General features: G+C 68.9%; 12 protein-coding genes. 9 read left to right on the forward strand and 3 right to left on the reverse strand.

Translation table 11 applies throughout. From position 1 onward, the window contains the following. Window positions 1-32 precede the first annotated feature (32 nt). Window positions 33-710, reverse strand: a complete 678-nt coding sequence (locus tag HV793_RS24720) for a hypothetical protein (RefSeq protein WP_244958695.1) — start codon at window positions 708-710, stop codon at window positions 33-35. 207 nt (window positions 711-917) lie between these two features. On the opposite strand from HV793_RS24720, the gene HV793_RS24725 reads away from it, so the two are divergent. From HV793_RS24725 to HV793_RS24740, 4 genes are all read left to right on the forward strand, one after another. Then, window positions 918-1,853 carry a LysR family transcriptional regulator gene (locus HV793_RS24725; protein WP_175214084.1) on the forward strand — a complete coding sequence of 312 codons (936 nt, stop codon included), beginning with the start codon at window positions 918-920 and terminating at the stop codon, window positions 1,851-1,853. A 58-nt stretch (window positions 1,854-1,911) separates the two neighbouring features. Continuing rightward, entirely contained in the window at window positions 1,912-2,862 is a 951-nt protein-coding gene (locus HV793_RS24730; RefSeq protein WP_054452656.1) for an adenosine deaminase, read from the forward strand. Window positions 2,863-3,007: 145 nt separating this feature from the next. Then, complete coding sequence (locus tag HV793_RS24735; RefSeq protein WP_175214085.1) at window positions 3,008-4,276, forward strand: carboxylesterase family protein; 1,269 nt, start codon at window positions 3,008-3,010, stop codon at window positions 4,274-4,276. Between the two features lie 73 nt (window positions 4,277-4,349). After that, complete coding sequence (locus tag HV793_RS24740) at window positions 4,350-5,300, forward strand: Bug family tripartite tricarboxylate transporter substrate binding protein (RefSeq protein ID WP_175214086.1); 951 nt, start codon at window positions 4,350-4,352, stop codon at window positions 5,298-5,300. Between the two features lie 37 nt (window positions 5,301-5,337). On the opposite strand, the gene HV793_RS24745 is transcribed toward HV793_RS24740, so the two are convergent. Beyond that, on the reverse strand, window positions 5,338-5,970 hold the full coding sequence (locus tag HV793_RS24745) for a TetR/AcrR family transcriptional regulator (RefSeq protein WP_119449941.1): 633 nt from the start codon (window positions 5,968-5,970) through the stop codon (window positions 5,338-5,340). Between the two features lie 144 nt (window positions 5,971-6,114). On the opposite strand from HV793_RS24745, the gene HV793_RS24750 reads away from it, so the two are divergent. From HV793_RS24750 to HV793_RS24765, 4 genes are all read left to right on the forward strand, one after another. Continuing rightward, window positions 6,115-7,608, forward strand: coding sequence for an MFS transporter (locus HV793_RS24750; RefSeq protein WP_054452668.1), 1,494 nt, complete (start codon window positions 6,115-6,117; stop codon window positions 7,606-7,608). 144 nt (window positions 7,609-7,752) lie between these two features. Beyond that, window positions 7,753-9,141 carry an amidohydrolase gene (locus HV793_RS24755; RefSeq protein ID WP_088156934.1) on the forward strand — a complete coding sequence of 463 codons (1,389 nt, stop codon included), beginning with the start codon at window positions 7,753-7,755 and terminating at the stop codon, window positions 9,139-9,141. Between the two features lie 149 nt (window positions 9,142-9,290). After that, complete coding sequence (locus HV793_RS24760) at window positions 9,291-10,268, forward strand: Bug family tripartite tricarboxylate transporter substrate binding protein (protein ID WP_054452673.1); 978 nt, start codon at window positions 9,291-9,293, stop codon at window positions 10,266-10,268. Beyond that, window positions 10,265-11,221 carry a BMP family ABC transporter substrate-binding protein gene (locus HV793_RS24765; protein ID WP_054452675.1) on the forward strand — a complete coding sequence of 319 codons (957 nt, stop codon included), beginning with the start codon at window positions 10,265-10,267 and terminating at the stop codon, window positions 11,219-11,221. The genes HV793_RS24760 and HV793_RS24765 overlap by 4 nt, the downstream gene beginning before the upstream one ends. Here the strand turns inward: HV793_RS24765 and HV793_RS24770 are convergent. Further along, window positions 11,194-11,691, reverse strand: coding sequence for a GNAT family N-acetyltransferase (locus tag HV793_RS24770; RefSeq protein ID WP_175181826.1), 498 nt, complete (start codon window positions 11,689-11,691; stop codon window positions 11,194-11,196). The genes HV793_RS24765 and HV793_RS24770 overlap by 28 nt on opposite strands. 176 nt (window positions 11,692-11,867) lie before the next feature. On the opposite strand from HV793_RS24770, the gene HV793_RS24775 reads away from it, so the two are divergent. Continuing rightward, window positions 11,868-12,671 (forward strand): aspartate dehydrogenase, encoded by an 804-nt coding sequence (locus HV793_RS24775; RefSeq protein WP_175214087.1) that lies wholly within the window; start codon window positions 11,868-11,870, stop codon window positions 12,669-12,671. The last annotated feature ends 2 nt before the right edge of the window (window positions 12,672-12,673 follow it).

Here is a 12,673-nt window from a genome sequence, read left to right on the forward strand (position 1 = left end):
TCAGACCGCGCGGTGAATTGCCAGGCCCGCGTTCAGCGGCCCGCGGGCGCGAACCAATACTGGTACACGCTGCCCTCATTCGAATACCAGGGCAACAGGCCGATGGTGTCGGATTCCCGCCCCACCGTCACCAGCAGGCCTCCCGCCTCGGGCCGCAGCAGCGCCACGTGGCGCCGCACACCCATGGACTCGTACTGGCGCCAGTCGTGCCGCACGCTGATCCACAGCCGGCCCTGCGTGCAACCGCCAAGGCGCCGGATGCCATCCGGCCTGGAAGGCTGGGCCGCGCCAGGCAGGGCGGCAGGATCCTGCTCGCCGTTCAACTGCGGCAGGCGGCCCAAGGCGCGCGCGCCCTGCCCGTCCAGCGCCAATATCTCCCATCCGTCCGCGGCGGCCGTGAAAGCCACAGTGGCCTCGGGTCCGGAACGCCATTCCGGCAACGGGTTGTCGGACATGCCCGGAAGGTCCAGGGGATACTGCAGGAACTTGCGCAGGTCCATCGATACGCCGGCCTCGCGGTCGCCAGACACGAACTCGCCTTGCGCCCGATAGACGCCGGCCAGATCCGGGCATTGGGCCGGATCCGATGGCAGCGCCGCAAGAGTCCCGTCCCGGAACGGAGGCCAGGCAACCGACACCCCGTCGACCCGGGATGCGCCGCAGCCGCTCAAGGCCAGCGCAGCCAGCGCCGCCGCTGCAAGCCTGCTCACTCTCCACGCGCCGCACACCGCTGCCTTCATGCCTGCCCTCTGCTCTTGCCGGCCGCCGCGCTGGCCCAGGCCGCGCGTCCGACTATCGGTCTGGCGCGAACTATATCCGAATCCCGGCCGGCCGAATCCCGGCCGGCCGAATCCCGCACCGCGTTGCCAAGCGCGCGCCGGGAGAGAATAATCGGCTACTCCCCTCCGACCCGCGCCATGACACCGTTCCGAGGCAAGCTCCGCATCCGGCATCTGGAAATCGTGCTGACCGTCGCCGAATTGGGCAACCTGTCCAAGGCCGCCACGCAATTGCACAGCACACAGTCGGGGCTGTCGCGCGCCATCGCCGAGATCGAAGAGCTGGTCGGCGCGCGGCTGTTCGAACGCACCGCCCGCGGCACCACCTGCACGCCGCTGGGCGAAACCATGTGCCGCCATGCCCGCCTGCTGCTCACCGACTTCCGCAAGGCCGAGATCGATCTCGCCGCGGTCTCGCGCGGCGACGAGGGCAGCCTGACGGTAGGCTGTTTTTCGATGTTCGCGGGCTGGCCGGTGCCCGAGGCCGCGCGCGCCTACCGCCAGGCTTATCCGCGCATCACGCTCACCATCGAAATCGGCACGCATGAACGGCTGATCGAAGACCTGGACGCCGGCGCGCTGGACGTGCTGATCAGCCGCTTCTCGTCCACCGTCAATCCGCAGGTCTACCGCTCCACCACGCTGCTGGAAGATCCGGTAGTGCTGGCCTGCGCGACGCATCATCCGCTGGCCGGCCAGCCCGGCGCCACGCTGGCCGACTACGTGGCCTATCCCTGGATCACCGCCCTGCCCGGCAGCCGCATCCGCGGCGAACTGGAAATGTCGCTGCGCCAGGCGGGGCTGGCGATTCCGGATATGATCGGCGCCCTGTCGCTGGAATTCGGCCGCGAAATGCTGCTGGACGGCCTGTATCTGTGGATGCTGCCCGGCAGCGTGGCCGCTATCCGGCAGGCGCGCGGCGAGCTGGTGGTCCTGGCCGACCGGCCGGTCCTGCGCAAGTCGCCGCTGGCGGCCATCTGGCGCCGCGACCGCCCCAGCACGCGGCAGGCGCGCGCCTTCGCCGCCCAGCTCCAGCTCGCCATCCAGGCCGACGCCGTCGCATTGACGGCCTGAGCCTGCCGGCGCGTTGCGCGTTATTCTGGACAGGCAACACTTTTTGATCGGAGCACCCATGTACGACTGGCTCAACGCACTGCCCAAGGCGGAATTGCACCTGCACCTGGAAGGTTCGCTCGAACCCGAGCTGCTGTTCCGGCTGGCGCAGCGCAACGGCGTGGCGCTGCCGTGGCCGGACATCGAGTCCCTGCGCGCGGCCTACGACTACGGCAATCTCCAGGAATTCCTGGACCTCTATTACCGCGGCGCGGACGTGCTGCGCACCGAGCAGGATTTCTACGACCTGACCTGGGCCTATCTGCTCAAGTGCCGCGAGCAGAACGTCGTTCATACCGAACCCTTCTTCGACCCGCAGACCCATACCGATCGCGGCGTGCCGTTCGACGTAGTGCTGACCGGCATCAACCAGGCCCTCGAAGACGGCCGCAAGCAGCTGGGCGTAAGCAGCGGACTGATCCTGAGCTTTCTGCGTCATCTGCCCGAAGAGCAGGCCATGCGCACCCTGGAAGCCGCCCTGCCCCACCGCGACGCGTTCATCGCCGTCGGCCTGGACAGCAGCGAAATGGGCTTTCCGCCGCGTCTGTTCCAGCGCGTGTTCGACCGCGCCCGCGCCGAGGGACTGCCGGGCGTTGCGCACGCCGGCGAGGAAGGCCCGCCGGAATACATCTGGGAAGCGCTGGACCTGCTGAAGGTGCTGCGCATCGACCACGGCGTGCGCGCCGCCGAAGACCCGAAATTGATTGCGCGCCTGATCGACGAGCAGATCCCGCTGACGGTCTGTCCGCTGTCCAACACCCGGCTGCGCGTGTTCCAGCACATGCGCGACCACAACATCCTGTCGCTGCTGGACGCGGGCGTGAAGGTCACCGTCAACTCCGACGATCCCGCGTATTTCGGCGGCTACGTCAACGAGAACTTCCACGCGCTGTACGAGCATCTGGGCATGTCGCGGGCGCAGGCCCAGGCCCTGGCGGACAACAGCCTGGACGCGCGCATCCTCAAGTAGCCGGCGCTCCGGCCCCAGCCATGCGGATTGCGCATGGCAATGTTCAAAACCTGCATGCCTGGCGCGGCCCATTCCTCCCTACCATAGTCCGACCGCCGCGGCGCCTGCCGCGGCCGGGCTACAGACCAGAAACAAGGGGCAGGATATGAGTCAGTTCGTGGAAGCGTCGCTGCAGGCAGGCACGCTGACCGGCGTGCAGGAGAGCGGCGTGTGCCGCTACAGCGCCATTCCGTACGCGCAGGCGCCCGTTGGCCGCCTGCGCTTCGCACCGCCGCAGCCCGCAGCATGGCGCGGCAAGCTTGACGCCACCCGGCCGGGACCGGTCGCGCCGCAACTGCCCTCGCGCCTGCGCGGCGCCATGGGCGACTTCGACGCCGAACAATCCGAGGACTGCCTGCACCTGACCGTATGGACCCCCGCCGCCGACGGCAGGCGGCGGCCGGTGGTGGTGTGGCTGCATGGCGGCGCCTGGCAAAGCGGCGGCGGCGCGCTGGACTGGTATGACGGCGCGAACCTCGCGCAGCGCGGCGACATGGTGGTGGTCGCGGTCAACTACCGGCTGGCCGCGCTGGGCTGGCTGTACGTGCCTGGCCAGACGGCCAACGCGGGCCTGCTGGACCAGGAAGCCGCCATCGATTGGGTGCTGGACAACATCCAGGACCTGGGCGGCGATCCCGAGCAAGTCACCGTCATGGGCCAGTCGGCGGGCGCATCCTCGATCTGCGCCATGCTGGCGCGCCAGCCGCGCTTCTCCCGCGCCATCCTGCAAAGCGCGGCGCTGGGCCGGGGGTTTCGCAGCGCAAAGCAGGCCGATGCGCTGGGACAGGCCTTCCTCGCGGCCGCGGGCGCCGATTCCCTGGATGCCGCGCGCGAACTGCCCGTGGCGGCATTGCTGGCGGCGCAGCAGGCGCCCGCCGTCGCCGAAACGCTGCGCGCCGAAGGCAGCAGCCGCAGCCAGTTCGCGCCGGTGCTCGACGGCGCAATACTGCCGCACGATATCGCCCCCGCGCTCAAGCGGGCCTCGTCCCGCGCGGACGTGCTGGTCTGCTACACGCGCGACGAAATGGCCGCCTTTCCCGGCAATGGCCGCACAGCTGCCGACCAGGACCTGGGCGACGAGGTATTCGGCGCGCCCTCGCGCCAGTGGGCCGCCGACGCCGCGGCCCAAGGCCGCCAAGCCTGGCTGGCGCGCTTTGACGTGGCGCCCACGGCGGCCTTCGGCGCCTGCCATTGCATCGAGCTGCCCTTCGTCTTCGACACATTGGCGGCATTCGCCGGCGCGCCCATGCTTGCCGGCCTGCCGGCGGAACAGGCGCGGCAGCTTGCTCACGCCACGCAGCAGGCGTGGATCGCGTTCATCCGCGGCGACGCGCCAGGCTGGCCGCCGGCCCCGCACATGCAGATCCTGGCCTGAACCGGGACGGCATGTGCGGGGCCGCGGGCGGACGCTGCCCGCGCATCAAACACACCAAAACAAGGGGAATTCCATGTTCAAGCAAACCGCGCTCGCGCTGGCGCTGCTGGCGCCGCTGGCGGCTGCCGCCGCCTATCCCGACAAACCCGTCAAGATCATCGTGTCCAACCCGCCCGGCGGTCCCGTGGACGTCATGCTGCGCGTGCTGGCCAGCAAACTGGGCGCTGCCTGGGGCCAGCCCGTGGTGGTGGAGAACAAGCCGGGCGCGTCCGGCATCATCAGCACCGGCGCATTGGTCAAGTCCGCGCCCGACGGCTACACCTTGGGCATGGTCGTGGCCTCGTCCGTCACCATCGTGCCCTTCGCGGTGGACAGCCTGCCATTCGATACGCAGAAGGACCTCAAGCCGATCTCGGTGGTGGCGCGCACGCCCTTCATCTTCATCGTGCCCAAGGACAGTCCGCTCAAAAGCTGGGAAGACTTCGTGCGCGAAAGCAAGACGCGCAACCTCAGCGTGGGTTCGTTCTCCATCGGCACGGCGTTCCACCTGGTCTGGGAACAGACGGCGCGGCGCGCCGGCATCAAGGCCTTGTACGTACCCTCGTCTTCGTCGGGCAAGACGCAGAACGACCTGATCGGCGGCCAGCTCGACGTGGGCCTGGACGCGCCTTCGAGTTCCAAGGGCCTGATCGACAGCGGCCGCCTGCGCGCGCTGGCGATCACCAGCCCGGAGCGCTTCGGCGGCCTGCCCGACACGCCCACGCTGAAGGAATCCGGATTGAAGGACTACGCGCCGCAGCCCTGGATCGGACTGATGGCGCCCGCCGGCATTCCGGACGACCGCGTGGCGCTGATCCAGAAATCAGTGGCGGACATACTGAAGGAACCCGCGATGCGCGCGCAGATGGAAACCCTGGGCATGATTCCCATCGGCAGCACGCCAGAGGAACTGGCCGCGACCATCGAAGCCGACCGCGCCGACATGGGACCGCTGATCAAGGAGCTGGGCATCAAGCTGCAATAGCGGCGCATGCGGCGGCGCGGGTCTGAAGCCGCGCCCCTCAGCCCGCTCCCAGCGTGCGCAGGAACATCGCCGACAAGGGGCCGGACAGCGCTTGCGCGTCCCGCCGGCCCTGAGCGATGGAAGCGTCCACCGCGCCATGCATGCCGTGGTACAGGACAATGGCGGCCAGCGCCGCGTCGTCCAGCTTCCAGCAGCCGGCGCGCGCGCCGGCCTCGAGTATGGCTTCCAGCTGTTCCAGCACGGCGCTCTTTTCGGCCACGCCGCGGTCGGGATGCTGGGCGTCGTGGAACACCACATCATGCAGTTCGTAGCCGTCGAAGTAAGCCTCGACGCCGGCGCGAGTCCAGGCGCGCAGCCGCGCCACGCCGTCCTCCGGCGCACAGGCCTGCACTTCGCGGTCGATATGGTCCAGGAACCCTTGCGAGAACTTGGCCCGCAGCGCCGCCAGCATGTCGTTCTTGGACGTGAAGTAGTGATAGAAGGTGCCCTTGGCCACGCCGGCGCGTTCCACGATCTCGTTGATGGTCGTGGCCTCGACGCCCTTCTGGATGAAGAGCGCTTGCGCGGCCGCCATCAACTCGTCCAGCCGCACGGCGGCCGGCTTGGTGCGGGGCTTGGGAGCGGCGTCCGGGCCAGGCAGGGAAAGCGGGTCGTCGGGAGCAGCGGGCATATCGTCCAGGGGTCAGGTCAGCAGCAAGGCGCCAGTGTAGAGGAGGCACTGGGCCGGAATCAAAAGCTGAGAATCGTTCTTCTTTTCATTGACCGACGGTCGGTCGATGCATAGAATACCCCTTCCCCCACTCTGCGTCCCGCCATGCATCCCGCACGCCGCCGCGCCCTGGTCCTTGCCGTCAACCTGGGCAGCTTCATCACCATCCTGGACATCAGCATCGTCAACGTGGCGCTGCCCACCATGCAGGCGGCCCTGCGCATCGACATGGCGGGGCTGCAATGGGTGGTGGACGCCTACGCCCTGTTCCTGTCGGCCTTCATGCTGTCGGCGGGACCTCTGGGCGACCGCTATGGCCGCAAGCGTTCCTGGCTGGCGGGCGTGCTGCTGTTCACGGCGGGCTCCGCGCTTTGCGGGCTGGCGGACAACCTTACAGCGCTGCTGATCGGCCGCGCCGTGCAGGGCGTGGCCGGCGCCCTGCTGGTTCCAGGCGCGCTGTCGCTCCTGACCCAGGCTTTTCCCGATCCCAAGGAACGCGCCCAGGCCATCGGCATCTGGGCCTCGTGCAACGCAATTTCGCTCATCGTGGGGCCCATGCTGGGCGGCGTGCTGGTCGCCCACTTCAACTGGCAGAGCATCTTCCTCATCAACCTGCCGGTGGGCGCGCTGGCCATCGCGCTGGGCGCCTGGAGCATCACGGAAAGCGCCCATCCCGAACACGCAGCCTTCGATCCCGCGGGCCAGGCGCTTAGCGTGCTGTGGCTGGGCGCGCTGACCTATGGGCTGATCGCCGCCGGCGAACACGGCTGGGCTGCACCGCAAGCCACGGTCGCGCTCGCCATCGCCGCCGCCGGGCTGCTCGCCTTCCTGTGGGTCGAGCACCGCGCCGCGCGGCCCATCCTGCCGCTGGGGCTGTTCCGCGACGCAGGCTTCGCCATCACCAACTTCGCCTCCTTCGTGCTGGGCTTTTCCGCCTACAGCAGCCTGTTCTTCTTTTCGCTCTATCTGCAACACGTTCAGGGGTTGTCGCCGCTGGCCACTGGCTGGCAGTTGGCGCCGCAGTTCGCCGCGGCCGGGCTGGTGTCGCTGGTGTTCGGCCGGCTCAACCTGCGCTTTGGCCTGCCGCGCCTGATGATCGCGGGCTTCGCCTTCATCGGCCTGGCCATGCTGGGCATGACGCGCTTCGAAGCGCACACGCCTTACCTCGTGTCCGGCTCCCTGCTGGTCCTGTTGGGCCTGGGCACCGGCCTGGCCGTGCCATCGACCAGCATGGCCGTGATGGCCACGGTGCCGCGCGAGCGTTCCGGCATGGCCTCGGCCACCATGAACGCGCTGCGCCAGACCGGCATGACGATAGGCATCGCGCTGCTGGGCGCACTGATGAGCGGGCGTGCGATCGTAGCGCTGACGGCTTCGTTCTCGCAACAAGGCGCGCCCGACGCGCAGGCCTTGGCGCGCGCCGCCATCACTTTGCATGAACTGCCGGCGCAACCCGCCAATGCGGCCGAACTGGCCGCGGCCGCGCTGGCCGGCGGCTTCCATGCCGCCATGCTTTTCGCGGGCGCCGCATCGTTGCTGGCGGCACTGTTGCTGCTGTTCCTCGCGCGCGGCGCAAAGAACGTCCTGCACGCCGCATGACTCGCGGATTCCGGCGCGCGGAATTCCATCGGCCGGAATCAAAACAGCCCGTTTTTAAGCGTTGGTAACAAACGCTCGCGCCGTCTTGCGCTTCGGTAAGATCCTCGTCCAATAACAGGTTAACAACCACGAGGAGAGCAAAGCATGCCTTACCGCAAACCCCTGTTCCGCCTGGCCCCGCTGGCGCTCGCCGCCCACCTGCTGATGGCGGGTCCGGCCGCCGCGCAAAGCGCGCCCGGCACGCAAGGCCCGCTGGTCCCCGCGCCGAATCCGGCATTGGCCGCGCAGATCGATCAACGCGCCAAGGCCATCGAAGACAAGCTCATCGCCTGGCGCCGAGATATCCACGAACATCCCGAACTGGGCAACCAGGAAAACCGCACCGCCAAGCTGGTCGCCGACCATCTCCGCGCGCTCGGCATGGAAGTGAAAACCGGCGTTGCCGGCACCGGCGTGGTCGCCGTGCTCAAGGGTGGCAAGCCCGGGCCGGTGGTGGCGCTGCGCGCCGACATGGACGCGCTGCCCGTCAAGGAACAGGTGGACCTGCCCTTCGCGTCCAAGGCCAAGGGCACCTACCTGGGCAAGGAAGTGGACGTGATGCATGCCTGCGGCCACGACACCCACACCGCCATCCTGATGGCCACGGCCGAAGTCCTGGCCGGCATGAAGGACCAGCTCCCCGGCAGCGTCAAGTTCATCTTCCAGCCCGCCGAGGAAAGCCCCGCCGACTTCGAGCCCGACGGCAAGAAGATCTGGGGCGCCAAGATGATGGTGCAGGAAGGCGTGCTGGAGAATCCCAAGGTGGACGCCATCTTCGGCCTGCACGTGTCCAGCGCCTATCCCGCGGGCAAGCTCAGCTGGCGCAGCGGCCCCGCCATGGCCGCCGCCGACCAGTTCTGGATCGACGTCACCGGCAAGCAGACGCACGGCGCGCGGCCCTGGTCCGGCATCGACCCCATCGTGGTCAGCTCGCAGATCATCCTGGGCCTGCAGACCATCCCCAGCCGCCAGATCAACAGCATGCTGGAGCCGGCGGTCATCACCGTGGGCGCCATCCATGGCGGCAACCGCATGAACATCGTGCCGGACAACGTGGCCATGACCGGCACCATCCGCACGTATGACGAAGGCATGAAGAAGGACATCCACCAACGCATCGCGCGCACCGCGGACATGATCGCGCAGAGCGCGGGCGCCAAGGCGGACGTGCGCGTGGTGGAGCTGTACAACGCCACCGTCAACAATCCCGCGCTGACCGAGCAGATGGGCCCGACGCTGCGGCGGGTGGCGGGCGAAGGCAACTACGGCCTGCAGCCCAAGTCCACCGCGTCGGAGGACTTCTCGTTCTATCAAGAGAAGGTGCCGGGCATGTTCTTCTACCTGGGCGTGACGCCCAAGGGCACCGACGTCGAGAAGGCTGCGCCGAACCATTCGCCGCGCTTCTACGTCGATGAGTCCGGCCTCATCAACGGCGTGCGCGCGCTGTCGAACCTGACCGTGGACTACATGGCGCAGGCGCAGAAAGGCAGCTGATCCGCGCGCCCCGCGCGCGTTTGAAAAATGCCCGCCGCGCGATGCGGCGGGCATAAGCAAACGGCTACAAATTCTTTGTCAGGCCCGGCCCGGCTTTCTACAGTACGCCCCTTTGCCGCCCCGCGCGGCAGTCACGTAGAAGCCACGCCATGCCGATCTCCCGTCGAACCTTCATGCTTGCCGGCGCACTGGCGCTGCCGCTGGCGCGGCCGCGCATCGCGCGCGCATCCGCCTGGCCCGAGCGTCCGATCCGGCTCATCGTCACCTTCCCGCCCGGCGGCGCGAGCGACATCGCCGCGCGCCTCATCGCGCCCACGCTGGCCGAACGGCTGGGCCAGCCCATCGTCATCGAAAACAAGCCCGGCGCGGGCTCGACCATAGGCGCGAGCCTGGTCGCGCAGGCGCCCAACGACGGCTACACGCTGCTGATGTCGAACTCGGCGCCGCTGTCCATTTCTCCCGCCCTGATGCCCCAAGGCGGATACGACGCGCTCGCCAGCTTCGACCATATCGCGTACCTGGGCGCGGTGCCCACCGTGTTCGTCGTCCATCCTTCCGTGCCGGTATCCAGCTTTGCGGAGCTGACCGCCTGGATCCGCGCGCAGGACCAGCCGGTGCAGTACGGCAGCGGCGGACTGGCGTCGGTGGGCCAGATCGTGGGCGAGCTGTATGCCCGGCAAACCGGCGCGCGCCTGCAGCACATTCCGTACAAGGGATCTGGCGCCATGCGCAACGATCTGCTGGGCGGCCAGATTCGCTTCGCGGTGGACGCGTTGCCGCAGAACCTGCCCTTCCTGCGATCCGGCCAACTGCGCCTGTTGGCGGTCACCACAAGCAAGCCGGTGCCGCAGGCGCCCGACATCCCCGCAGTGGGCGAGCTGGGGTATCCGGGCCTGATCGCCGAGAACTTCGTCGGCCTGTCCGGTCCCGCCGGCTTGCCGGCCGCGGTCTCGCAGCGCTTGAACGACGCCATTGCGCAGACGCTGGCCAGCGCGGACATCCGCGCCAGGCTGGAGGGACAGGGCTTCGTGCTGGCGCAAAAATCCCCCGCCGAGTTCACCGACTTCGTCCGCCGCCAAGCCGCAGCCTGGGGACCGGTGGTGCGCGCCACGGGAGCCAGCCTGTGAGCGCCCGCCGCACGCTTGTGCTGTTCGGCCATCCGGGCCGCGGCGGCTTCAACGAAGCGGCCGTGCGTGGCGCGGAACGCGCCGCGCAGGCGGGCCAGCCCTTGCAGCTGGAATGGATCGCCGACCACGACGCCGCCGCGCGCGCCGAGCGCCTCGCACAGCTTTGCGCCACCGCTCCCGACCTGGTCATCGTGCATGGCGGCCAGGGCGATGCGCCCGTGGCCGAGGTGGCGCCACGCTATCCGCGCACGCAGTTCGCCATCACGCAGGGGCACCACACCGCCGCCAACGTCGCGTCATACGAGATCCAGCAAGAGCACTCGGCTTTTCTTGCCGGGGTGTTGGCGGGCCTGCGCGCGGCCAACGGGCGGGCCGCCCATCTGTCCGGCGAAAAAGTGCGGCCCGGCCTGAAGGGCCGCGCCGCCTATGCCGATGGCGTGCGGCGCGTCACGGGCCAGGATCCGCTGACCGCCTTCTGCGGCAACCAGCACGACCCGGCGCTGGGCGCGGCATGGGCCCGCGCGCTGTCCGCCCGCGACGCCCGCGTACTGTTTGCCATGATGGACGGCGGCCGCGATGGCGTGACGCGCGTGTGCCGCGAAACGGGCGTGTGGCAGATCGGCAATGTGCTGGACTGGGTGGCGCGCGACCCACAGGTCTATCTGGCATCGGCGCTGGCCGATTCGGGACTGTGCGTGCAGCGCGCCGCCGCCGACCATGCCGCGGGCGCGCTGGCGGTGAGCCGCGTGACCCGTTACGGCCTGGAGGAAGCCGCGTCGCTGCGGCTGGTGCTGGGCACGAAAGTCGGCGCGGAAGAACGCCGTATTTTGGATGAGTGGGCGGGCCGGCTCGCAGCGGGAACCCTGGACATTGCATCCGACTACGCGGGGCCGGAATTCACGCTGCCGCCCCCTGCCCGCGCCGGCTACGCGGTCGCTTCGAACGCCTGGTGATAGGAAACGTCCCCATGCGCCGCACCCGTGTAGACCTGCGCCATGAAGTACTCCGGCGGCACGCCGGGATACGTCAGCGCGGGCGTCTGCGCAAAACCGAATCGCGTGTAGTACGCCGGATCGCCCATCACCACGCAGCCCGCCGCACCCAATGCCTTCAAGCGCGCCAGACCGTCCCGGATCAAGGCCGCGCCTATGCCCCGGCCTTGCAGTTCCGGGAGCACCGCGACCGGCCCCAGGCCGTACCAGTCCGCCGAACCGTCGCTGATCGTCACCGGAGAAAACGCGACATGGCCCGCGACACGCCCGTCCACCCGCGCCACCAGCGACAGCGTCAGCGCGCCGGCCTCGCGCAGCGCGTTGGTGATGTGGCCCTCGGTCTGCTGGCTGTGGGGATTGTCTTTGAAGGCGGCCTGCGTCAGCGTGAAGATCGCCTCGCGGTCGTCCGGTGTTTCGGGAAGGATGTGCATGCCTCGACTCCTGTAGGCTCAAGCGCAAAGTGTAGCCGGGCATAGTCGCCATTCCGCATTGACGCCTGCCGGCACGGTGGCTACAGTGGCCGGCAGCCCGGCGCCGCGTCATCGCATCGGCGCCCAGCCCCTTTCCGAACCGCCCGCGGCGCGCCGCGGCCCTACTCTGGACCCCTATGAACAGCTACCGTGTCGGCATCGCCGGCTTCGGCGCCATCGGCCAGGCCGTGGCGCAATCCCTGGATGCCGGCGTGCCCGGCCTGACGCTCACCGCCATCGCAGTGCGCGATCCCAAGGCCCCGCCGGCCTTCGCCTGGACCCAGGCCGCGCCCGCCTACACCACCATCGACGCGCTGCACGAACACTGCGACGTGGTCGTGGAATGCGCCCCCGCCGCCGTGTTCCGCAACATCGCCGAACCCGTGCTGCGCGCCGGCAAGAAGATGGTGGTGCTGAGCTCGGGCGCGCTGCTGCGCCATGACGACCTGATCGAACTGGCCCGCCAGCACCACGGCCAGATCCTGGTGCCTTCGGGCGCCATCCTGGGCCTGGATGCCATCACGGCCGCCGCCGAAGGCGTCATCCATTCCGTCACCATGATCACCCGCAAGCCGGTGCGCGGCCTGCTGGGCGCGCCCTACCTGACGGACAACAACATCGACATCGCGGACATCACCGAACCGCGCCTGATCTTCCGCGGCTCGCCACGGGAAGCGGCGGTGGGCTTTCCGGCCAACCTGAACGTGGCGGTCAGCGTGTCGCTGGCCGGCATCGGCCCGGACAAGACCACCCTGGAAATCTGGGCCGATCCCTCGCTGGAACGCAATCTGCACCGCGTCGAAGTCGTGTCCGACTCGGCCTCGTTCTCGATGGAAATCCAGAACATCCCCTCGGCCAATCCCAAGACCGGCCGCATCACCGCGCAAAGCGTGGTCGCCGCGCTGCGCAAGCTGACCGGTCCGCTGCGCGTGGGTACCTGAAT

This window comes from Achromobacter aegrifaciens, assembly GCF_902859965.1.
GTDB classification, from domain to species: domain Bacteria; phylum Pseudomonadota; class Gammaproteobacteria; order Burkholderiales; family Burkholderiaceae_B; genus Achromobacter; species Achromobacter aegrifaciens.

What these genes read in the sequence shown, in the direction of transcription:
- HV793_RS24735 (WP_175214085.1), top strand. Translation starts at nt 3,008, where the DNA reads ATGAGTCAGTTCGTGGAAGCGTCGCTGCAGGCAGGCACGCTGACCGGC.
- HV793_RS24740 (WP_175214086.1), top strand. Translation starts at nt 4,350, where the DNA reads ATGTTCAAGCAAACCGCGCTCGCGCTGGCGCTGCTGGCGCCGCTGGCG.
- HV793_RS24745 (WP_119449941.1), bottom strand. Translation starts at nt 5,970, where the DNA reads ATGCCCGCTGCTCCCGACGACCCGCTTTCCCTGCCTGGCCCGGACGCC.
- HV793_RS24750 (WP_054452668.1), top strand. Translation starts at nt 6,115, where the DNA reads ATGCATCCCGCACGCCGCCGCGCCCTGGTCCTTGCCGTCAACCTGGGC.
- HV793_RS24775 (WP_175214087.1), top strand. Translation starts at nt 11,868, where the DNA reads ATGAACAGCTACCGTGTCGGCATCGCCGGCTTCGGCGCCATCGGCCAG.
- HV793_RS24755 (WP_088156934.1), top strand. Translation starts at nt 7,753, where the DNA reads ATGCCTTACCGCAAACCCCTGTTCCGCCTGGCCCCGCTGGCGCTCGCC.
- HV793_RS24770 (WP_175181826.1), bottom strand. Translation starts at nt 11,691, where the DNA reads ATGCACATCCTTCCCGAAACACCGGACGACCGCGAGGCGATCTTCACG.
- HV793_RS24760 (WP_054452673.1), top strand. Translation starts at nt 9,291, where the DNA reads ATGCCGATCTCCCGTCGAACCTTCATGCTTGCCGGCGCACTGGCGCTG.
- HV793_RS24730 (WP_054452656.1), top strand. Translation starts at nt 1,912, where the DNA reads ATGTACGACTGGCTCAACGCACTGCCCAAGGCGGAATTGCACCTGCAC.
- HV793_RS24725 (WP_175214084.1), top strand. Translation starts at nt 918, where the DNA reads ATGACACCGTTCCGAGGCAAGCTCCGCATCCGGCATCTGGAAATCGTG.